Source organism: Pseudonocardia wallangbongensis, from assembly GCF_054486945.1.
Genome location: NZ_JBRERS010000020.1, coordinates 67565 through 87778, shown reverse-complemented (window position 1 = coordinate 87778; position 20214 = coordinate 67565). Strand labels below are relative to the sequence as shown.

General features: G+C 73.2%; 18 protein-coding genes and 1 pseudogene. 14 read left to right on the top strand and 5 right to left on the bottom strand.

The window, feature by feature from the left end; genetic code table 11:
- Nucleotides 1-119 precede the first annotated feature (119 nt).
- From ACU436_RS40055 to ACU436_RS40035, 5 genes and pseudogenes are all read right to left on the bottom strand, one after another.
- Nucleotides 120-1002, bottom strand: a pseudogene (locus ACU436_RS40055) (IS630 family transposase).
- An 86-nt stretch (nucleotides 1003-1088) separates the two neighbouring features.
- On the bottom strand, nucleotides 1089-1373 hold the full coding sequence (locus ACU436_RS40050) for a putative quinol monooxygenase (RefSeq protein ID WP_459032369.1): 285 nt from the start codon (nucleotides 1371-1373) through the stop codon (nucleotides 1089-1091).
- Between the two features lie 62 nt (nucleotides 1374-1435).
- Nucleotides 1436-2335 (bottom strand): HAD family hydrolase, encoded by a 900-nt coding sequence (locus tag ACU436_RS40045; RefSeq protein ID WP_459032375.1) that lies wholly within the window; start codon nucleotides 2333-2335, stop codon nucleotides 1436-1438.
- A gap of 209 nt (nucleotides 2336-2544) precedes the next feature.
- Nucleotides 2545-3897: a DUF5667 domain-containing protein gene (locus ACU436_RS40040; RefSeq protein ID WP_459032368.1), complete on the bottom strand. Its 1353-nt coding sequence runs from the start codon at nucleotides 3895-3897 to the stop codon at nucleotides 2545-2547.
- 184 nt (nucleotides 3898-4081) lie between these two features.
- Nucleotides 4082-4795 (bottom strand): sigma-70 family RNA polymerase sigma factor, encoded by a 714-nt coding sequence (locus ACU436_RS40035; RefSeq protein ID WP_459032367.1) that lies wholly within the window; start codon nucleotides 4793-4795, stop codon nucleotides 4082-4084.
- A gap of 493 nt (nucleotides 4796-5288) precedes the next feature.
- Here ACU436_RS40035 and ACU436_RS40030 point away from each other — a divergent pair, with 493 nt between their 5' ends.
- The 14 genes from ACU436_RS40030 to ACU436_RS39965 all read left to right on the top strand — a co-directional run bounded on the left by ACU436_RS40030 (nucleotide 5289) and on the right by ACU436_RS39965 (nucleotide 20213).
- Entirely contained in the window at nucleotides 5289-6842 is a 1554-nt protein-coding gene (locus ACU436_RS40030) for an AMP-binding protein (RefSeq protein ID WP_459032365.1), read from the top strand.
- The gene (locus ACU436_RS40025; protein ID WP_459032364.1) at nucleotides 6839-7078 is read left to right on the top strand and encodes a glutaredoxin family protein; all 240 of its coding nucleotides are present in this window, start codon (nucleotides 6839-6841) and stop codon (nucleotides 7076-7078) included. The genes ACU436_RS40030 and ACU436_RS40025 overlap by 4 nt, the downstream gene beginning before the upstream one ends.
- Nucleotides 7079-7131: 53 nt before the next feature.
- Nucleotides 7132-8721: a molybdopterin-dependent oxidoreductase gene (locus ACU436_RS40020; protein ID WP_459032363.1), complete on the top strand. Its 1590-nt coding sequence runs from the start codon at nucleotides 7132-7134 to the stop codon at nucleotides 8719-8721.
- A gap of 457 nt (nucleotides 8722-9178) precedes the next feature.
- Nucleotides 9179-9916 (top strand): redox-sensing transcriptional repressor Rex, encoded by a 738-nt coding sequence (locus ACU436_RS40015; protein WP_459032362.1) that lies wholly within the window; start codon nucleotides 9179-9181, stop codon nucleotides 9914-9916.
- A gap of 85 nt (nucleotides 9917-10001) precedes the next feature.
- Complete coding sequence (locus tag ACU436_RS40010) at nucleotides 10002-11366, top strand: glutamyl-tRNA reductase (RefSeq protein WP_459032361.1); 1365 nt, start codon at nucleotides 10002-10004, stop codon at nucleotides 11364-11366.
- The gene (hemC, locus tag ACU436_RS40005) at nucleotides 11363-12310 is read left to right on the top strand and encodes a hydroxymethylbilane synthase (RefSeq protein WP_459032360.1); all 948 of its coding nucleotides are present in this window, start codon (nucleotides 11363-11365) and stop codon (nucleotides 12308-12310) included. The genes ACU436_RS40010 and hemC overlap by 4 nt, the downstream gene beginning before the upstream one ends.
- Nucleotides 12307-13845 carry a bifunctional uroporphyrinogen-III C-methyltransferase/uroporphyrinogen-III synthase gene (locus tag ACU436_RS40000; RefSeq protein WP_459032358.1) on the top strand — a complete coding sequence of 513 codons (1539 nt, stop codon included), beginning with the start codon at nucleotides 12307-12309 and terminating at the stop codon, nucleotides 13843-13845. Before hemC ends, ACU436_RS40000 begins: the two co-directional genes overlap by 4 nt.
- 170 nt (nucleotides 13846-14015) lie before the next feature.
- Nucleotides 14016-14987: a porphobilinogen synthase gene (gene hemB, locus ACU436_RS39995; protein WP_459032357.1), complete on the top strand. Its 972-nt coding sequence runs from the start codon at nucleotides 14016-14018 to the stop codon at nucleotides 14985-14987.
- Nucleotides 14988-15080: 93 nt separating this feature from the next.
- Nucleotides 15081-15578: a DUF4282 domain-containing protein gene (locus ACU436_RS39990; RefSeq protein ID WP_459032356.1), complete on the top strand. Its 498-nt coding sequence runs from the start codon at nucleotides 15081-15083 to the stop codon at nucleotides 15576-15578.
- A gap of 43 nt (nucleotides 15579-15621) precedes the next feature.
- Nucleotides 15622-16623, top strand: a complete 1002-nt coding sequence (locus ACU436_RS39985) for a hypothetical protein (protein ID WP_459032355.1) — start codon at nucleotides 15622-15624, stop codon at nucleotides 16621-16623.
- A gap of 55 nt (nucleotides 16624-16678) precedes the next feature.
- Nucleotides 16679-18031, top strand: a complete 1353-nt coding sequence (gene hemL, locus ACU436_RS39980; protein ID WP_459032354.1) for a glutamate-1-semialdehyde 2,1-aminomutase — start codon at nucleotides 16679-16681, stop codon at nucleotides 18029-18031.
- Nucleotides 18028-18702: a histidine phosphatase family protein gene (locus ACU436_RS39975; protein WP_459032353.1), complete on the top strand. Its 675-nt coding sequence runs from the start codon at nucleotides 18028-18030 to the stop codon at nucleotides 18700-18702. Before hemL ends, ACU436_RS39975 begins: the two co-directional genes overlap by 4 nt.
- Nucleotides 18699-19277: a TlpA family protein disulfide reductase gene (locus ACU436_RS39970; RefSeq protein ID WP_459032352.1), complete on the top strand. Its 579-nt coding sequence runs from the start codon at nucleotides 18699-18701 to the stop codon at nucleotides 19275-19277. Before ACU436_RS39975 ends, ACU436_RS39970 begins: the two co-directional genes overlap by 4 nt.
- Nucleotides 19278-19436: 159 nt before the next feature.
- A complete protein-coding gene (locus ACU436_RS39965) occupies nucleotides 19437-20213 on the top strand; it encodes a cytochrome c biogenesis CcdA family protein (RefSeq protein ID WP_459032351.1) in 777 nt (258 codons plus the stop codon).
- The last annotated feature ends 1 nt before the right edge of the window (nucleotide 20214 follow it).

Sequence of the window (20214 nt, the reverse complement as noted above, 5' to 3'; positions counted from 1 at the left end):
CCACCGGCTCAGCGTCTCCCGCTCATCCTCAGTGAGCACCAGCTCCGCGACTGGCCGACCCGTCCGCGCCATCGAGCCAGACTACCAGCAATTAAGGCGCGGATTAACGACTCGGGACACTAGTGTCCTGAGCCGTTAGTCGGCTTAAGAAGCCGTTGGCAGTAGGCGCCGATCGAGTCGAGGATCCGTTCCGCGCTCTTGGTCCACGTGTAGGGCCGCGGGTTGTCGTTCCAGTGTTCGATCCAGGCGCGGATGTCGGCTTCGAGTTCGGCGACGCTGCGGTGGACGCCGCGGCGCAGCATCCGGGTGGTGAGCTCGGCGAAGAACCGTTCCACGAGGTTGAGCCAGGAGCTGCTGGTCGTGCCGTGGCGGATGTAGGTGTGTGCGTCTGCCGCTCGGGGTCGGCGGGCATCGTCGGCAGCACGGGCGCGGACCGGTCCAGCGTCTGGACCTGGGTTTTCTCGTCCACGCACAGCACCAAGGCTCGTTCGGGCGGGTCCAGGTAGAGCCCGACGACGTCGTAGAGCTTGTCTACGAAGTTCGGTCGGTGGACAGCTTCCAGTAGTCGACCTCGTGCGGTTTGAGCTCGAACGCCCGCCAGATCCGTGACACCGCGGTCTGGGTCAGCCCGGTGCGGGCGGCCATCATCCGGGTCGACCAGTGCGTGCCCGTGTCCGGCGGCGCCTGCTCCAGGGTGGCGGTCACGACCTGCTCGACCTGGGCGTCGCTGATCGTGCGCGGCCGGCCCGGCCGGTCTCCATCCGACAGCCCGGCCAGCCGCTCCGCCACGAACCGGGCCCGCCACTTGCCCACCATCTGCGCGGTCACCGAGAACTGCGCCGCCACATCCTTGTTGGTCGTGCCCTCCGCGCACGCCAACACGATCTTGGCGCGAAGCGCGAGCGCCTGGGCGCTCTTCGGGTGCCGCGCCCACCGCTGCAGCGTCTGTCGCTCCTCGTCCGACAGCACCAGCTTCGCGGTCGGTCGACCCGTCCTCGCCATCGACGAAGGCTACCAGAAATTATATTGAGAATTAACGACTCATGACACTAGCCGGACCAGCTGGAGCCGCGACCCCGGTGCCCGACTCAGGCCGCCTCGACCGCCGAGACGCGGTACTTGCGCACGTCGGCGTCACGGATGTGTGCGGTCTGCGCGTCGGGGGGTCCGCTACCCCGGAAGGCGAGCAGCTGCTCGTCGGACTCCCACCGCTCGTAGACGTTGATGCGCCCCGGGTCGAGCAGGTCGGCGGTGAGGGCGAAGTCGAGGCAGCCGGGTGCGGCCCGGGCCTGCGTGACGACGGCGGCGCACGAGTCGAGGTAGTCGGAGCGGGCGCTCGGGTCGAGGCGCAGCCAGCCTGCGATGATCAGCACGGGTCCTCCGGAACGGGTGGTTGCAGGTACGACTGCCCGCGGGACCGGAAATCATCGAGTCGTCAGCGCCGGCGCGCGGCGAGCCCCGCCGCGACGGCGCCCGCGATGGCGCCCGCGCCGAGCACGGAGTGCATGCCGATCTTGGCCGCCTTGCGGCCCGTGCGGAAGTCGCGGACCTGCCAACCCCGTTCCTTCGCGACGTCCCGCAGCTCGGAGTCCGGGTTGACGGCGACCGCGGTGCCGACGGCGGAGAGCATCGGGACGTCGTTCACGGAGTCGGAGTAGGCCGTGCAGCGGCGCAGGTCCAGCCCTTCGGTGACGGCCAGCGCCCGGACCGCGTGCGCCTTCGCCGGTCCGTGCAGGATCTCGCCGACCAGCCGGCCGGTGTAGAGCCCGTCGACGCTCTCGGCGACCGTGCCGAGCGCGCCGGTGAGCCCGAGCCTGCGGGCGATGATGAGGGCCAGTTCGACGGGGGTGGCGGTGACGAGCCAGACCCGCTGGCCCGCGTCCAGGTGCATCTGGGCGAGTGCGCGGGTGCCCGCCCAGATGCGGTCGGCCATCAGCTCGTCGTAGATCTCCTCGCCGAGGGCGGTGATCTCCGCCACCGGCCGGCCCGCGACGAACGAGAGCGCGGTGTCGCGGCCGGTGGTGGTGGAGTACGTGGTCTCCCGGCCGCCGATGCGGAACTTCAGCTGCTGCCACGCGAAGCCCATCAGGTCGGCCGTGGTGAAGAACTTCCGCGCGGCGAGCCCACGCGCGAAGTGGAAGATCGATGCGCCGACCATCATCGTGTTGTCGACGTCGAAGAACGCGGCCGCGGTGAGGTCGGTGAGCGGGACGTCGGGCGGGCCGTTGTCACCGGCGGCCACGGCGGCCGCCGCGGCGGCCTCACCGGCGCGGACCGCGGGATCGGAGGCGGTGGCGGAACCGACGACACCCGGCGTCTCCGTGGCTCCACTCAGCTCCCCGGCGCCGGTGGGAGACAGCGGTACGCGAGGTTCTTCTTCAACCACCTACGGGCCTCCGTGGGTCTTCGACATCCCAGCCTACTGTCGGCGGGTAGACGGACGAGGCCGGTTCGGTGACCGGTGGACAGCCGACCGTGACATCACGTGCAACGCGAAAACCGCCGTGGGACGCGTCCCCACGGCGGCCTTCGAGCTGTCGTGACTCAACCGATGGTGATCCCCGGCATGCCCGGCACCAGCGGAGGCAGCTTGACCGGCGGTAGCAGCGGCAGCGGCACGGACAGGTTGCCGTCACCGTCGTCACCCGAGTTCTCGTCGGACGTCGACGGCTTGTCCTCGTCCTCGGTGGCCGTACCCGATGACTCCTCCGAGTCCTCGTCCTTGGTCTTGTTCGGGGCGAGGTCGGGCAGCAGCTGCGGCTTCTTGCGATCGGTGGTGTCGTCGGAGCTGCGCGACGGCTCGTCGGTCTTGCTCGCGTCCGACGAGTCCTCGTCGTCCGGGGTGGACGTGGAGTCCTTGGTGGCATCCTCGGAACCCGACTTGTCGGAGTCCTCGTCGGCGCCGTCGCGCGAGTCGTTGTCGTTGTCGTCGGAGCCCGGGGTCTTGCCGAGCAGCCGCTCGAGGAGCTCCTTCGACTCGTCGGCATCCGCCGTGGCGGGCAGGGCCGGTTCCAGCTCGGCGAGGCGGTCGGACTGCTCTTCGGCCCACTTGTGCAGGTCGTCGGCCGCGGTGCCGCCCTTGTCGGTCTCGGCGGCGGAGAGCAGCAGCTCGGAGCCCTCGTTGGTGGACGTGTCGAAGTCGTCCATCGCGGTGGTGTACACGCCGGGTGCGGGAGCCGACTGCGAGTCGTGGGCGAGCCGCTCCACCTCGGAGAGCCGGATTGCGGCGATCTCCAGGTGGCGGCGCGCCCGGCTGGCGTCGTCGAAGGTGAGAGCGAGGCCTGCGGACTCCGCGACGCGCTTGACCGGGTAGAGGGTGTCGCCCGGCAGCGCGTTGCTGCTGGCGAGGACCCCGCCACTGGCGATCGCGAGCATCGCCGCGGCCGCGGCCGCACCGACGAACACCACGCGTCCGCGCATCCCGGCCGCGACCGGCCGCCGGGCGCGGCCACCGAGGCTGTGCCGGGCGCGGCGACCCGCCCGGCCGCCACCGTGGAGGGGGATCGGCTCGGCCACCGTGCCCGGGTCCGCGTCGGAGTCGGGTCCGGACTCGGCCGTGACCGGCTCCATCAGCGTCGTCTCGGCCGCGGGATCCACGTCCGAGTGCTCGGCGAGGCGGCCGAGGGGCGCGGTGCGCTCGGCCGCGGCCGGTGGCGCTGCGACGGGCCGGGGAGCGGGCCGCGGCCCGCCCTGCTCCGCTGCGAGCACGGCCATGAGGCGTTGCTTTGCCCGGGCCTTCGTCTCGGCGTCCGGCGCGAACTCCGCACCCCGCGACTGCAGCATGGCCACGATCTCGAGTTCCCGCGCGAGATCGTCGTCGCCCGCGGCGCCGAGGGGTGTCCCCGACTCCACGGCGGCGGCGAACCGCTCTGCGTCCTTGCCCTGTCCGGCGGGCATGTTGGCCGTCCTCACTGCATCCCTGCGCTGTCTGTACCGGTGCCGCAGGCCTGCGCGGCGCGGCGTTCAGCTCTACAACGAGCGGAACGGCAGGGGGTTACGGATCCAGGACCGTTCACCGCATTGAGTCGTTCATTCGCCGCACCTGTAACGCGGCGGGCGGTTGATGCGATATCGCCGCTGATCATCGGAGACCCTCCGGGAGCAGCTGGGCGAGCCGCCGGACCGCTCGATGCTGAAGGGCCTTGACGGCGCCCTCGTTACGGTCCATGATCTCCGCCGTTTCGGCCACGGACAGGCCCTGCAGGAAGCGGAGCTGGATGCATTCCTGCTGGTCGGGGTTGAGCTTCCGGACGCAGCGGAGCAGCTCGTCGTTGGTGGCTCCGTCGAGCACCTGCTGCTCGGGACCGCCCGTGCTCGGCGAGAGCTCGATGATCTCGTTCGTCGTCTGCTCCAGCCGGTACCGGCTGGACTTCACGTGGTCGAAGATCAGGTTCCGGGCGATCGTGACGAACCACGCACCGATGTCCCGGCCCTGGTAGCTGACCGACGAGATGCGGCGGAGGGCACGGACGAACGTCTCCTGGGTGAGGTCCTCGGCCAGGGTGCGATCGTTGGTGCGGAAGAGCACGTAGCGGAAGACGACGTCGTAGTAGCGGTCGAAGAGATCGCCGAAGGCGACCATGTCGCCTTCCTGGGCCGCCTTCACCAGTGCCCACGCGCCGCCGGTCTCCTCGGGCGGCGCGGGCTCGGTGCCGTGCGGTCGGGCGCTCCGATCGTCCGCAGCCGGCGCCGACTCGCCCGGGCTGTGCCGTCGGGGGAGGGGGAGCGGGGGCTGGGGAGCGCCCTGTTGGGGTGGGCCGGGGGAACCTACGCGGGAAGCTGTGGTCGGAAGCATTTCTACCTCTTCACCCGCTGGGGACCGGGTGGTCTCGGTGGGGAGCAGCCGAGGCTGTCGCGCGGGACGGGTCATGGCTCCCGGCAGGCCCTGGGACGAAGTCGTTGTTCGGTGCGCCGACGGTCCGGACGCCGTGTCGAGCGTCTGCGCAACGCACAGGCGTCCGTCGGGTCGGCCCGCGGTGCGCCGGTGGCGACAGGCTGCATGCCACTCCCTCGGGTGAGCTTCGCGACGTTCTCGTGGGTCGGCCGTTGAGATGGCTGTAGCGGCGGAGCATACGGGCGGCCAGGTGTGGCCAAGCACGCACCACCGTTCGCCGCGCTCTTGATCCGGTGAGCGGCCGACTACGCGCGGTCAGTGTCATGCATTTCCGCGTGTCGTCGCGGGTGCAGGGGCGTGCCGGAGCACCGGGCGTCGCGGCCGTCGGGAGGGCCGGTTCGTGCCAGACTCGCCTGCTAGGCCATCCGGCTCGGCGCCGACCCTTGGGAGAACCGTGGACAGCCCTACCGGCAGCCCGCAGGACGGGACCCCGCACCACGTGGCCGATCTGGTCGCGCGGGCGGCGCGCAGCACGCCCGACGTCGCCGCGGTCGTGGACGTGACCAGCGACGTCACGCTCACGTGGGCGCAGTTCGACGCCGCTGTGAGCGCGGAGGCCGCCCGGTTGCGGGCGGCCGGGGTCGGGGCCGGTGAGCGGGTGCTCGTGCGCCTCGGCAACGGGGCGGCGTTCTGCGTGTCGGTGCTCGGGGCCTTGCGGGCGGGCGCCGTTTCCGTGCCGTTCGGGCCGGTCGCGGTGGCGCGGGAGCTCGAGATCGTGCTCGACGACTGCCGGCCCGCGGTCGTCGTGGCTGCGGAGGGTGACGACGCGGCGCAGCGCTGCGGGGCCGCACTGCTGCCGCCGCCCGATCTCCACGTCGACGCCGGCACGACCGCCGGGGAGCCGGTCGGGGGCGGCGAGGACCTGGCCCTGCTGATCTACACGTCGGGCACGACCGGCCGCCCGCGCGGCGTGCAGCTCTCGCACCGGGCCGTGCTGGCCAACCGCGAGCAGACCGCCATGCTGCGACCCGCGCCGGTGCTCCCGGTGGACCGGGTGCTGCTGTCCATCCCGCTCTTCCACGTCTTCGGGCTCGCCGCCGGGCTCCTGCAGGCCTGCTGGGCCGGCGCCACGGTCGTGCTCACCGAGCGCTTCGACCCGGCCCACGTGTCCGACGTCCTCGTGCGGCACCGCGTGAGCGCGATGGCGGGCGTGCCCTCGATGTTCCGGGCGTTGCTCGAGCTCCCGGCCGCCGAGCTGCGCGCCGCCACCGGCGGGCTGCGGTTGTGCACGTCCGGCGGGGCGCCGCTGCCGCCGCAGTGGCTCGCGGAGTTCCGGGCGGTCACCGGGCTGCCGATCTACGAGGGGTACGGGCTCACCGAGGCGGGTCCGGTGCTCACGATGAACGCGATCGGTATCCCCCCGAAGCCCGGGTCGGTCGGACGCGCGCTGCCCGGCCTGGAGCTGCGGCTCGTCGATCGCGAGGGCCGGCCGATCGAGGCGGCCGCCGCCCCCGACCCCGAGGACATCGACGAGGACGTCTCCGACCCGGCGCACGACACCGGGCTGGTGGCCGTGCGCGGGCCCAACCTCTTCTCGGGCTACTGGCCCGACGGCGCGGGCGGCCCGGACGCCGACGGCTGGTTCCGCACCGCCGACGTCGGCTTCCTCGACCACGACGGCGACCTGCACCTGGTGGACCGCTCGTCCGACCTCGTGATCGTCAACGGCTTCAACGTGTACCCCCGCGAGGTCGAGACGGTGCTCGCGGAGCTGCCCGCGGTGGCCGAGGCCGCCGTCGTCGGGGTACCCGACGAGAACTCCGGCGAGGCGGTCAAGGCGGTCCTGGTGCGGGCCGGGGGCGCCGAGCTGACCGAGGACGAGGTGCGCGAGCACTGCATCGAACGGCTGGCCCGCTTCAAGGTGCCGTCCGTGATCGAGTTCATCGACGCGCTGCCGCGCACCCCCACCGGCAAGGTGGCGCGCCGCCAGCTGGCGGGGCGGTTGTGACGGCGCCGCGGGTCACCGTCTACACCCGCGCCGACTGCGGGCTGTGCGCCACGGCCGAGACCGACGTCGCGCGGATCTGCGGCGACGTCGGCGCGGGCTGGACCACCGTGGACGTCGACTCCGACCCGGAGCTGCGCGCGGAGTACGGCGATCGCGTGCCCGTGATCGAGGTCGACGGCCGCGAGCACGGCTTCTGGCGGGTCGAGGAGGACCGGCTGCGCGCGGCACTGGACTGAGCCGTCCTCGGATCGTCACATCCTTCGGCGCCGCCGGGGGTGAGACTGGTCCGGTGAGCACCACGGAGGCACCGCGCCGGGTCGACGAGCCCGGCGCCGCGGCGATCCCCCGGGGGTGGGCGGCGCTCCTCGGTCTGCTGGCCGTCGCGGCCGCCGTCGCCGCCGGGCAGCTGGTCTCGGGGCTCGTCTCACCGGCGTCGTCGCCCTACCTCGCCGTCGGCGACGCGGTGGTGCGCCTGTCGCCGCACTGGCTCACGGAGTTCGCGAAGGCCACCTTCGGCACGGCCGACAAGCCGGTGCTGCTGGCGGGGATGGCCGTGGTGATCGCGGGGCTCGCCGCCCTGGCGGGCCTGGCGTCGCGCCGGCACCCGGGGCCCGCGGTCGGGGTCGTGGTCGTCCTCGGCGTGCTCGGGCTGGCGGCCGTGATGTTCGAGCCGTCCTTCGCGCCCCTCGACATGCTCGCGCCGACGGCATCGCTGGTGGTCGGCGTGGCGGTGCTCCGATGGCTGCACCGGCTGGCGCTCGCCGCGGCGGAGCGCCCCGGGGACCCGCCGCAGGCCGCGGGGCTGAGCCGCCGGGCCCTCCTGGTGCGGTCGGCCGCCGCGGTGGGCGTGGCCACCCTCGCCGGCGGCGTCGCGGGGTCGTGGCTCGGCCGCGGTGTGGGGGACATGCGAGCGGCGGTCACGGCGCGGCTCGCGGCCGCCCGGCTCACCGAGCGCGCCCCGGCGATCCCGGCCTCGGCCGCGTTCCCGGAGCTCGGCACCCCGACCTTCCTGACGCCGAACGCCGAGTTCTACCGCATCGACACGGCGTTGCGGGTGCCCGTCCTGGCGGCGCAGGACTGGTCGCTGCGCATCCACGGGATGGTCGAGGCGGAGCGGACGCTGACCTTCGACGACCTGCTGGCGCGGCCGCTCGTCGAACGCGTGGTCACGCTCGCCTGCGTGTCCAACCCGGTCGGCGGTGACCTGATCTCCACCGCCACGTTCACGGGCGTCGACCTGCGTGACCTCCTCATGGAGGTGGGCGTGCGGCCGGGCGCGGACCAGGCCTTCTCCACGAGCGTGGACGGCTGGTACACCGGCACCCCGGTGGACGTGCTGCTGGAGCAGGGCCGCGGCGCGATGCTCGCGGTCGGCATGAACGGCGAGGCTTTGCCGCTCGAGCACGGGTTCCCGGTGCGGATGGTCGTGCCCGGCCTCTACGGCTTCGTCTCGGCAACCAAGTGGATCACCGAGCTGGAGCTCACGACGTTCGACGCGAAGGTCGGGTTCTGGCTGCAGCGCGGGTGGGCGGAGAAGGCACCGATCAAGACCCAGTCGCGGATCGACAGCCCGCGCGGTTTCGCCGAGCTGCCGGCCGGGCGGGTCACGGTGGCGGGCATCGCGTGGTCGCAGCCGACGGGGGTCGGGCGGGTCGAGGTCAGCATGGACGGCGGGCCGTGGCGGGAGGCCGAGCTCGCCACGGACGTGAGCGGGGACACCTGGCGGATGTGGCGCGCCGACTTCGACCTCGCGCCCGGCGGTCACTCCGTGCGCAGCCGGGCCACCGCCTCCGACGGCGTGACCCAGACCGAGGCGGTCGCCGATCCCGTCCCCGACGGGGCGACCGGGTGGCCTGACGTCGCGTTCTCGGTCTCCTGAGCCGCTCGACGGTCCGGAACGGCCGATCGTCGATCGATTTCGGGTGCGCGTCCTCGAGCGCGGACCGGCGTGCCGGGCCACCCGCCCGGAGGGCGCCGGCGGTCCGGTCGAAGGCCCCGCTGACCTCGGGTCCGACGGCGGCGGAAACGGCGTGACCGAGATCTCCGAGGTCTCGGCCATGGCGCATTCGGCGGGGGCGACCAGGGCCGGGATTCCGCCCGACGGGCGCGACGAGCGGCTGTCGGGGGACGACCATCGGTCACGCGTGCTTCACCGACCGCGTGGACACACCCACGTTCAAGATCGCAACTTTGTGCGTGCGTTCACAAGCGACTACCGTGTAATCCAGTCGCAGTCAACACCCGGACCCGGGGTATTCGACTCGAATCCATCAGGCGAGGCGGTGCACTGCCACCGCCTGCATCACCGGGCACAGCAGCATCGAGGAGACGTGAGCGTGACGAAGCCGCCGCATGCCGGCTCCGAGGATTCGCCCGCCCGGCTGCGGTCGATCCCCGAGGCCAGCGTCGCCCGGCTCGCGGTCTACCTCCGCAAGCTCGGCGAGCTCGCGGAGGAGGGCGCCGCCACCGTGTCCAGCGACGAGCTCGCCGCCGCCACCGGCGTCAACCCGGCGAAGCTCCGCAAGGACCTGTCCTACATCGGTTCGTACGGCATCCGCGGGGTCGGGTACGAGGTCGCGGCGCTGGTGCGCCAGCTGGAGCGCACGCTCGGGCTCAACCACCGGCAGGCCGTCGCGCTCGTCGGCATCGGCAACCTGGGCCACGCGCTCGCGGGTTACGGCGGCTTCGGCGGCCGGGGCTTCCCGGTCGCGGCGCTCTTCGACGTCGATCCCGACCTCGTCGGCATCCACATCAACGGCATCCTCGTCGAGCACGTCCGCGCGATCCCGCAGGTGTGCGCCGAGCGGGGCGTCACCATCGGGATGATCGCCACGCCCGGGCCGGCGGCGCAGGGGGTGTGCGACCTCTTCGTCCAGGCGGACGTGCGCTGCATCCTGAACTTCGCACCCGTCGTGCTGCAGGTGCCCGGTGAGGTCGAGGTGCGCAAGGTCGACCTCGCCGTCGAGCTGCAGATCCTCGCGTTCCACGTGGCGCGCAAGCACGTGGCAGCCGCAGAGCAGGTCACCCCCGTCAACGGCCACCCCGTGAACGGAGCGGGAGGGATGTTGTCATGAGCGAGCTTGCGAGCGAATCGATGTCACAGCGCCTACGCGCTGCGCTGCTTCCCGACGGGCCGGCCGAGCGCAGCGAGGCCGAGCGATGAGTGTGCTGGTGGTGGGTCTCTCGCACCGCAGCGCGCCGGTGCAGGTGCTCGAACGCGCGGCCGTCGGGGCCACCGAGGTCCCGAAGCTGCTCGAGGAGCTGCTGCGCGGGCCGCACGTGTCGGAGGCCCTCCTGCTGTCCACGTGCAACCGCATCGAGGTCGTCGCGGTCGTCGACGCCTTCCACGGCGGTCTCGCCGACGTCTCCGCCGTGCTCGCGCGCCACTCCGGGATGTCGCTCACCGAGCTCACCGAGCACGTCTTCGTGCACTACGCGGGCTCGGCCGTGCAGCACCTCTTCGCGGTTGCGGCCGGCCTCGACTCCATGGTGGTCGGCGAGGCCCAGATCCTCGGCCAGCTGCGCACCGCGTACGCCACCGCCGACGAGGCCGGCACCGTCGGCCGCGCGCTCCACGAGCTCGCGCAGCACTCCCTCCGCGTCGGCAAGCGCGTGCACGCGAGCACCGGGATCGACACGGCGGGGGCATCCGTCGTCTCCGAGGCGCTCGCCGACGTCTCCACCGGGCTCGGTGACCTCGCCGGGCGGCGGGCCGTCGTCGTCGGGGCCGGCGCGATGGGCGCTCTCGCGGCCGCCCACCTGCGGCGGGCGGGAGTCGCCGAGATCGTGGTGCTCAACCGGTCGGCCGAGCGGGCCGAGCGGCTGGCCGAGAACACCCGCGAGCAGGGCACGCCCGCGCGGGCCGCAGGCCTCGACGCGCTGGTCGCCGAGCTGGCCACGACCGATCTGATGGTGGCGTGCACCGGCGCCGTCGGCACGGTGGTCGAGCTCGACACCGTTGCCGAGGCGGTGGCCGAGCGGGCCGGACGGCCACTCGCGATCTGCGACCTCGGGCTGCCCCGCGACGTCGACGCGGGCGTGGCCGGGCTGCCGGGCGTCGACGTGGTCGACCTGGCCGCCCTGCAGCGCAGGCTGTCGTCCGGCGCCCGGGGCGTCGCGGTCGCCGCGGCGCAGGAGCTGGTGGCCGAGGAGGCGCAGGCCTACCTGGCCGCCCAGCGCTCCGCCGAGGTCACCCCCACCGTCACCGCGCTGCGCAGGCGCGCGTCCGAGGTGATCGACTCCGAGCTGCTGCGGCTCGACTCGCGGCTGCCCGACCTCGAGCCGAAGGTGCGCGAGGAGTTCGGCCGCAGCGTCCGCCGGGTCGTCGACAAGCTGCTGCACACCCCCACCGTGCAGGTGAAGCGGCTGGCCGAGGGGCCCGACGGCGACAGCTACGCGGCCGCGCTGAGGGCCCTGTTCGAGCTCGACCCGCAGTCGCCCAACGCGGTGGCCGTCCAGCGCAGCGGTGATGTGCTCGCCGCGCTGGAGGTCCGCACCGACTCCCACGAGGGGCAGGACGCATGAGGTTGCGTATCGGCACCCGGCCGAGCGCGCTCGCAATGGCCCAGACCGGGATCATCGCCGACCGGCTGCGCGCGGCCGGCCACGAGTGCGAGCTGGTGGGGATCAGCACGTCCGGTGACCGTTCCTCGGCGCCGGTCGCGCAGCTGGGCGTCGGCGTGTTCGTGTCGGCGCTGCGGGATGCGCTGGCGGGCGGCGAGGTCGACGTCGCCGTGCACTCGTACAAGGACCTCCCCACCGCTCCGGACCCGCGGCTGCACCTCGCCGCCGTTCCGCAGCGGGAGGACCCCCGCGACGCGCTGGTGGCCCGTGACGGGATGGTGCTCGGCGAGCTCCCGCCCGGCGCGCGGATCGGCACCGGCGCGGCCCGGCGCATCGCGCAGCTCGATGCACTGGGCCTGGGGCTCGACGTCGTCGCGATCCGCGGCAACGTCGACACGCGGGTCGGCAAGGTGACATCGGGTGAGCTCGACGGAGTGGTGGTCGCGGCCGCCGGGCTGGCCCGGCTGGGGCGTCTCGCCGACGCCACCGAGCTGCTCGACCCGTTGCAGATGCTGCCCGCGCCCGCCCAAGGGGCGCTCGCAGTGGAGTGCCGGGCGCAGGACCGCGAGCTCGGCAAGGCCCTCGCCGCGGCCCTCGACGACGCGCCCACCCGGGCCGCGGTGGTCGCCGAGCGCGCGGTGCTGGCCACCCTCGAGGCGGGCTGCAGCGCGCCGATCGGGGCACTGGCCGACGTCGTCTCGGATCTGGACGACGACGGGAACGCCGTCGACCGCATCTCCTTGCGAGCGGTGGTCGGCACGATCGACGGGGCGTTGCTGCGCGCCTCCGTCACCGGAGACATCGACGACGCCGAGAAGCTCGGCGCGGCGCTGGCCGCGGAGCTACTCGACATGGGGGGCCTCGACGCCCTTCCGAGAAACGCTGGATCGGGAGTTTCGAGATGACACCTTCACCCAACCCGGGACGGGTCGCCTTCGTGGGCAGTGGCCCCGGCGACCCCGGCCTGCTGACCGTCCGAGCGCGCGAGGCCCTCGCGGGCGCGCCGCTCGTCATCACCGACTCGGACGTCCCGGACCAGGTGCTGGCACTCGTCGCCGATGGCGCGGAGGTACGGCCGGCGGTCGGGCAGCCGAACGACGTCGCGAAGGACCTCGTCTCCGAGGTGCAGTCCGGCCGCAGCGTCACACGGCTCGTCAGCGGCGACCCGCTCACCGTCGACTCGGTCGTGCAGGAGGCCATCGCGGTGGCCGCTGCCGCCGTGCCCTTCGACGTCGTCCCGGGCGTGCCCGCGGGCACCGCGGTCCCGGCGTACGCCGGCGTGCCGCTCGGCTCGGCGCACGTGGAGGCCGACGTGCGGGCCGGCGTCGACTGGCCGCGGCTCGCGGCGGCACCTGGCACGTTCGTGCTGCACGCCACCGCGTCGCACCTGCCCGAGGTCGCCGCCTCGCTCACCGAGCACGGCGTCGCGGCGCAGACCCCGGTGGCCATCACCGTGAACGGCACGCACACCACGCAGAAGACGGTGCAGAGCACCCTCGCGACGATGGCCACGGACGCCATCGAGCTCGACGGCGCCCTCGTGGTCACCGTCGGCGCCGAGGTGGGCCTGCGCGCGGAGCTGTCCTGGTGGGAGTCGCGGGCGCTGTACGGCTGGCGCGTGCTCGTGCCGCGCACCAAGGACCAGGCGGGCGCCATGAGCGACCGCCTCGCGGTGCACGGCGCCACCGCCGAGGAGGTGCCCACCATCGCCGTCGAGCCGCCGCGCTCGCCCACGCAGATGGAGCGCGCGGTCAAGGGCCTGGTGGACGGGCGCTACCAGTGGGTGGTGTTCACCTCGACCAACGCGGTGCGCGCGGTGTGGGAGAAGTTCGCCGAGTTCGGGCTCGACGCCCGGGCGTTCTCCGGCGTCAAGATCGCCTGCGTCGGGGCGGCCACCGCCGAGAGGGTGCGTGCCTTCGGCATCAACCCCGAGCTCGTGCCGTCCATCGACGAGGGCCAGGAGTCCTCGTCCGAGGGCCTGCTGAACATCTTCCCGCCCTACGACGACGTGCTCGACCCGGTCGACCGCGTGCTGCTGCCGCGGGCCGACATCGCCACCGAGACCCTCGCCGCGGGCCTGCGCGATCGCGGCTGGGAGATCGACGACGTCACCGCGTACCGCACCGTGCGCGCCGCGCCGCCGCCCGCCCCGATCCGCGAGGCCATCAAGACCGGCGGCTTCGACGCGGTGTGCTTCACCTCGTCGTCCACGGTGCGCAACCTCGTCGGCATCGCCGGCAAGCCGCACGCCCGCACGATCGTCGCCTGCATCGGCCCGCAGACGGCCGAGACCGCCCGCGAGTTCGGCCTCCGGGTCGACGTGCAGCCGGCCGAGGCGCGGGTCCCGGCCCTGGTCGACGCGCTGGCCGCCCACGCGGCGAAGCTCCGCGCCGAGGGTGCCCTCCCGCCGCCGCGGAAGGTGAAGGCCCGCCGCCGATAAGCCTTCCCGATTGCAGCCCAAACGCACTTCCGGGGAGCCGTCGCCGCGGCGAAGCAAGGCGGGGGCTCGCCGGGGGAGGCGCAGCCACTTTCACGCAGGCACGTTGCGTGGAAGTGGCTTTGCTGCAATCGGCCTGAGGAAGCGACCGCGGCCGGTCGTAGGCTGGGTTCATGGCGTTTCCCACCCACCGACCCCGGCGGCTGCGCACCACCCCGGCCCTGCGCCGGCTCGTCGCCGAGACGGACCTGCGGCCGCGGCACATGGTGCTGCCGATGTTCGTCAAGGAGGGCGCCGCGGAGCCGGTGCCGATCCCGTCGATGCCGGGGGTCGTGCAGCACACGCGTGACTCGCTGCGCAAGGCCGCCGTGGAGGCGGTCCAGGCGGGTGTCGGTGGGCTGATGCTGTTCGGGGTGCCGACCCGGTACGACGCCACCGGCTCGGCCGGGATCGACCCGGACGGCGTGCTGAACGTCGCGCTGCGGGACGTGCGCGCCGAGGTGGGCGACGCCATCGTCGTGATGGCCGACACCTGCCTCGACGAGTTCACCGACCACGGCCACTGCGGCGTGCTCGACGCCGAGGGCCGGGTGGACAACGACGCCACCCTCGCCGTCTACGCCGACATGGCGGTGGCCCAGGTCGAAGCGGGCGCCCACGTGGTCGGGCCCAGCGGGATGATGGACGGTCAGGTCGGCCTGATCCGGGAGGCGCTCGACGCCGCGGGCCACACCGACGCCGGCATCCTCGCCTACACCGCGAAGTACACGTCCGCGTTCTACGGGCCGTTCCGGCAGGCCGTCGAGTCGCAGCTCAAGGGCGACCGCAGGACCTACCAGCAGGACGGCGCCAACGTGCGTGAGGCGCTGCGCGAGCTGGCCCTCGACCTCGAGGAGGGCGCCGACATGGTGATGGTCAAGCCCGCGATGGCCTACCTCGACGTCCTGCGCGCGGTGGCCGAGGTGTCCGACGTCCCGGTGGCCGCGTACCAGGTCTCCGGCGAGTACGCGATGATCGAGGCGGCCGCCGCGAACGGGTGGATCGAGCGCGACCGTGCCGTGTTGGAGACTCTCACCGGTATCCGCAGGGCGGGTGCCGACATCGTTCTGACGTACTGGGCCACGGAGGTCGCGGCCCGGCTGTGAGCCGGTCGCAACCGCCAGTTCGTACGGTGCACCGGCACAGTTCGGGCACAGGCGTTACGATCACGGCCCCTTGATCAAGGTGGAGGAACCGCGATGAGCAATGACCCGGGAGCACCCGGCGAGTACCAGCCGGGCCAGCCGGGCCAGCAGGGTTGGCAGGGCGGCCAGCAGCCGCCGCCGTACCCGAGCGGGTTCGGGCAGCAACAGCAGCAGCAGCCTCCGCCCGCGTGGGGCGGATACCAGCAGCCGGGGCAGCAGCAGCCCGGCGGCTTCGGCCCGCCCCCCGGCCAGCCGGGTGGCCCGCAGGCGCAGGGGAGCAGCCCGTTCGCCGCCCTCTTCGATTTCGAGTTCAACTCGTTCGCCACCCCGGCCGTGGTGAAGATCCTCTACATCGTCGGGATGGTCCTGATCGGTCTGTTCTACATCGGTGCGCTCATCGGCGGGTTCGCCCAGGGCGTGGGCCCCGGTCTCCTCGCGCTGGTCGTCGGCGGGATCTTCTCGCTGTTCGCCCTGATCCTGTTCAGGGTCACGCTCGAGTTCTACTACGCACTGGTCCGGATGTCCGAGGACATCCACAACCGCAAGGACTGAGCTCGCGTGGACAGTCGCGGACACGCAGACCTACGGTGACGCCGTGAGCACACCCTCCGACCCCCGCAGCGGGGGACAACAGCCCGACGAGCAGTCGGGTGCCCCTCCGGCGGGCGACGGGTCGGAGCAGTCGGGTTCCACCGTTCAGCAGCCGGCCGCCCAGCCGCAGCAACCGGCGCAGCCGCAGCAGTACGGCCAGCCCGGTCAGTACGGCCAACAGCCCTATCCGCAGCAGGGCCAGTACGGGCAGCAGCCGTACGGCCAACCGGGGCAGTACGCCCAACCCGGCCAGTACGGGCAGCAGCCCCAGCAGCCCGGGTACGGCCAGGGACCCCCGTACGACCCGTACGCGCAGCAGGGGCAGCCGCAGTACGGACAGCCCGGCCAGTACGGACAGCCGGGTCAGTACGGCCAGCCCGGCCAACCAGGTCAGTACGGCGGCCAGCCCGGCCAGTACGGCGGCCAACCGGGGCAGTACGGCCAGCCCGGGCAGTACGGCCAGCAACAGCAGTACAACCCCTACGGCCAGCCCGGTCACTACGCCGGGACCCCGTTCGCTGGTGATGCCGCAGGCCTCGGGCCCGACGACGGTGAGCGCGTCTCCCGGCCCGGGCTCATGATCCTTTCGCTGGTGCTGCTGATCCTCAGCTCGTTGCCGTTCCTGGCGGTGGGCGTGCTCCTGTTGGCCGCGCCGCTGAACGTGGACGCGATCCCGGCGGGGTACGAGGACCAGCTGGCGCAGGCGGGGCTCACGCCCGAGATGGCCGTCACGGCCCTGCGGGGCGTCGCCGCCGTCATCCTCGTGGTGGCCGTTCTCTACGTCCTGTTCGCCGTGCTGACCTTCATGGGGCGCAGCTGGGCGCGCATCATCCTGACGGTCATGACGGTCGGGTTCACCCTGCTGCTGCTGGCCAGCCTGTTCACCGGAGCCGCCGCAGACATGGGCAGCCTGGTGTTCCTCCTGATCGTCGTGGCGGCGTCGGTCGGCGGCACGATCATCACGTTCCTGCCGGAGCCGAGCCGCTGGTTCCGGAGCGCGCGCTAGGCGGACACCCCGCCCGGGCCCCACCCGAGGGTCGGCGGATGTGAGACTGGCCCTCGTGGCTAGCTCGCCGATCCCGTCCGGCCCGGAGGCCGCCGCGCGTACCGAGGCTTCGCGGCGCCTGTTCGACAGGGCGTCCGCCGCGATCCCCGGCGGGGTGAACTCCCCGGTGCGGGCGTTCTCCGCGGTCGGTGGCACGCCGCGGTTCCTCGTGTCCGCATCCGGCCCCTGGCTCACCGACGCCGACGGGAACCGCTACGTCGACCTCGTCAGCTCGTGGGGTCCGATGATCCTCGGGCACGCGCACCCCGCCGTGGTCGACGCTGTGCGTTCGGCGGCCGGGCATGGCCTGTCCTTCGGTGCGCCCACGCCCGCCGAGGTCGAGCTCGCCGAGGAGATCATCGGCCGGGTCGACCCCGTCGACCAGGTGCGGCTGGTCAACTCCGGCACCGAGGCCACCATGAGCGCGATCCGGCTCGCCCGGGGGATCACCGGCCGCCGCGGCGTCGTGAAGTTCGCGGGCTGCTACCACGGGCACGTCGACGCGTTGCTCGCCCAGGCCGGTTCGGGGGTGGCCACGCTCGGCCTGCCGACCAGCCCCGGTGTCACCGGCGCGCAGGCCGCCGACACGATCGTGCTCCCGTACAACGACCTCGACGCGGTGCGGGCGGTGTTCGCCGAGCGGGGCGCCGACATCGCCTGCGTGATCACCGAGGCGGCGGCCGGCAACATGGGCGCGGTCGCCCCCCGCCCGGGCTTCAACGCCGGGCTGCGGGAGATCTGCCACGCCGCGGGTGCGCTGCTCGTGGTCGACGAGGTGATGACCGGGTTCCGGGTGTCCGCCTCCGGGTGGTTCGGGCTCGACGGCGTCGCGGGCGATCTCTACACGTTCGGCAAGGTCATGTCCGGCGGCCTGCCCGCCGCGGCGTTCGGCGGACCCGCGGCGCACATGGCCTACCTCGCGCCGGCCGGCCCGGTCTACCAGGCCGGCACGCTGTCCGGGAACCCCGTCGCCGTTGCCGCGGGCCTCGCGACCCTGCGCCACGCCGACGCCGGCGTCTACGCCGCGCTGGACGCCAACGCTTCCCGGCTGGGTGGCCTGATCGGCGACGCGTTGAGCGCCGAGGGCGTGCCGCACCGCGTCCAGTTCGCGGGCAACCTGCTGTCGGTCTTCTTCGCCGACGGCGAGGTGCACGACTACGCCGGTGCCCAGGCCGCCGCCACCTGGCGGTTCCCCGGCTTCTTCCACGCCCTGCTCGATCGCGGGGTCTACGCGCCGCCGAGCGCGTTCGAGGCGTGGTTCGTCTCCGCGGCGCTCGACGACGACACCTGGCAGGTGATCGCCGACGCGCTCCCCGCGGCGGCGAAGGCGGCGGCGACGGCGACCCCGCCTGCGGAGGCGGGCCAATGAGGCCCATCAACGAGCGTGCGAGCGAATCGACGTCACAGCGCGGGTCCCGCACGGTCGTGCACCTCCTGCGCCACGGGGAGGTGCACAACCCGTCCGGCATCCTCTACGGCAGGCTGCCCGGGTTCCACCTCTCCGAGAACGGCCGCAACCAGGCCGAGATCGTCGCCAAGGCGCTGGCCGACTCCGACGTGACGGCCGTGCTCGCCTCCCCCCTGGAGCGCGCGCAGGAGACCGCCGCGCCGGTCGCAGGCCTCCACGGGCTGGAGGTGCTCAGCGACGACGGGCTGCTCGAGGCGGACAACCGGTTCGAGGGCAAGACGGTCTCCGTGGGAGGGGGGTCGCTGCGCAGCCCGCGCCACTGGCCACTGCTGCGCAACCCCTTCACCCCGTCCTGGGGGGAGCCGTACCTGCAGGTCGCGCACCGCATGCTGGCCGTCGTCCACCGGGCTCGCCTGCTCGCGGAGGGGCACGAGGCGGTGTGCGTGTCGCACCAGCTGCCGATCTGGACGGTGCGCCGGTTCGTCACCGGGCAGCGGTTGTGGCACGACCCGCGGCGCCGGCAGTGCGGGCTCGCGTCGCTCACCTCGCTCGTGTTCACCGGTACCGAGCTCACCCAGCTGCGCTACACCGAGCCGGCGGGGTCCAGCGATCCGAGGCGGACGGGCGCATGACCCGGCTGCTCGCCATCGGGCTGATCGCGTTCTTCCTCGCCGGTTGCTCCGCGACGAAGGACGCGGTGGCCACCGGTGGCGAGTTCCAGTTCGTCGCGCCCGGTGGCCAGACCACGATCCTCTACGACCCTCCGGAGAGCCGGGGCACGGTCCGGGGCATCTCCGGCGACAGCCTGCTGCGCGACGGGGCGACGGTCGGCCTCGACGACCACCGGGGCAAGGTCGTGATCGTCAACATCTGGGGGTCGTGGTGCGGCCCCTGTCGCGAGGAGATGCCGGGCCTCCAGTTCGTGCAGGAGCAGACCGGCGCCCCCGTGCTCGGCATCGACGTCCGCGACGAGCGCCAGGCCGCCGCCGACTTCGTCCGCGACCGGAGCGTCACGTTCGACTCGATCTTCGATCCGCCCGGTCGCGTCCTGGCGCAGTTGAGCGGGTACCCGCGCAACACCGTGCCGTCCACGCTCGTGCTCGACGAGCAGCACCGGGTGGCCGCGGTGTTCCTGACGGCGGTCCGAGTGCCCGAGCTGATCCCGCTGGTCCAGCGCCTGCAGTCCGAGCCGCCCCCCGCACCCTGAGCGGCCCTGAGCGGCCCTCCGGCCAACTTCACACATCCAGCAGCCGGTCCTGGGTGTGTGAAGTCTCGTCGACGAGGGCGGGGTGGGGCGGGACAATCCACTACACGTTGTAGAACCCGGTGCGGGGGTCTCCTAGCACGCGGCCTACCCTCATGGGTGATGGACCCCTCGACGACGCTCGCGGTCTCCGGACCGCTGCTCTTCGCAGCCGCCGTGGCCGTGCTGGCCGGCGCGGTCAGCTTCGCGTCGCCCTGCGTGGTCCCGCTCGTCCCGGGCTACCTCGCGTACCTCGCGGGGCTGGTCGGCGCCGACGCCCCGCCCGCCACGCCGTCGGATGCCGAGGAGCGCCGGTCCGGCCGGTTCCGGGTCGCGGGCGCTGCCGCACTCTTCGTCGCGGGCTTCACGGTCGTGTTCGGCGCGATCCTCACCGGCGTCGTCTGGCTCGCCGACGCGCTGGTGGCCAACGAGGCCGTGCTGCAGCGCGCCGGCGGTGTCGTCATGATCGTGATGGGCCTGGCGTTCGTCGGCCTCGTGCCCGTGCTCCAGCGCGAGAAGCGGGTGCACTGGGTGCCGCGGGCCGGCCTCTGGGGCGCTCCGCTGCTGGGTGCGGTGTTCGGCCTCGGCTGGGTGCCGTGCATCGGCCCGACGCTCGCGGGCGTGGTGGCGGTGGCCGCGGGCACCGGTGGCGGCTCGTTGCGGGGCGTCGTGCTCACGATCGCGTACTGCGCCGGGCTCGGAGTGCCGTTCGTGCTCATCGCGCTCGGCGCGTCGCGGGCGGTGCGGGCGCTCGGCTGGCTGCGCCGCCACACGCGCTCGATCCAGCTCGCCGGTGGGGCACTGATGGTGGCGGTCGGGGTCCTGCTGGTCACCGGGCTGTGGGGTGACCTGCTCGCCCGGCTGCAGGTGTCCGTCGGCGGCTTCGTCCCGGTGCTGTAGC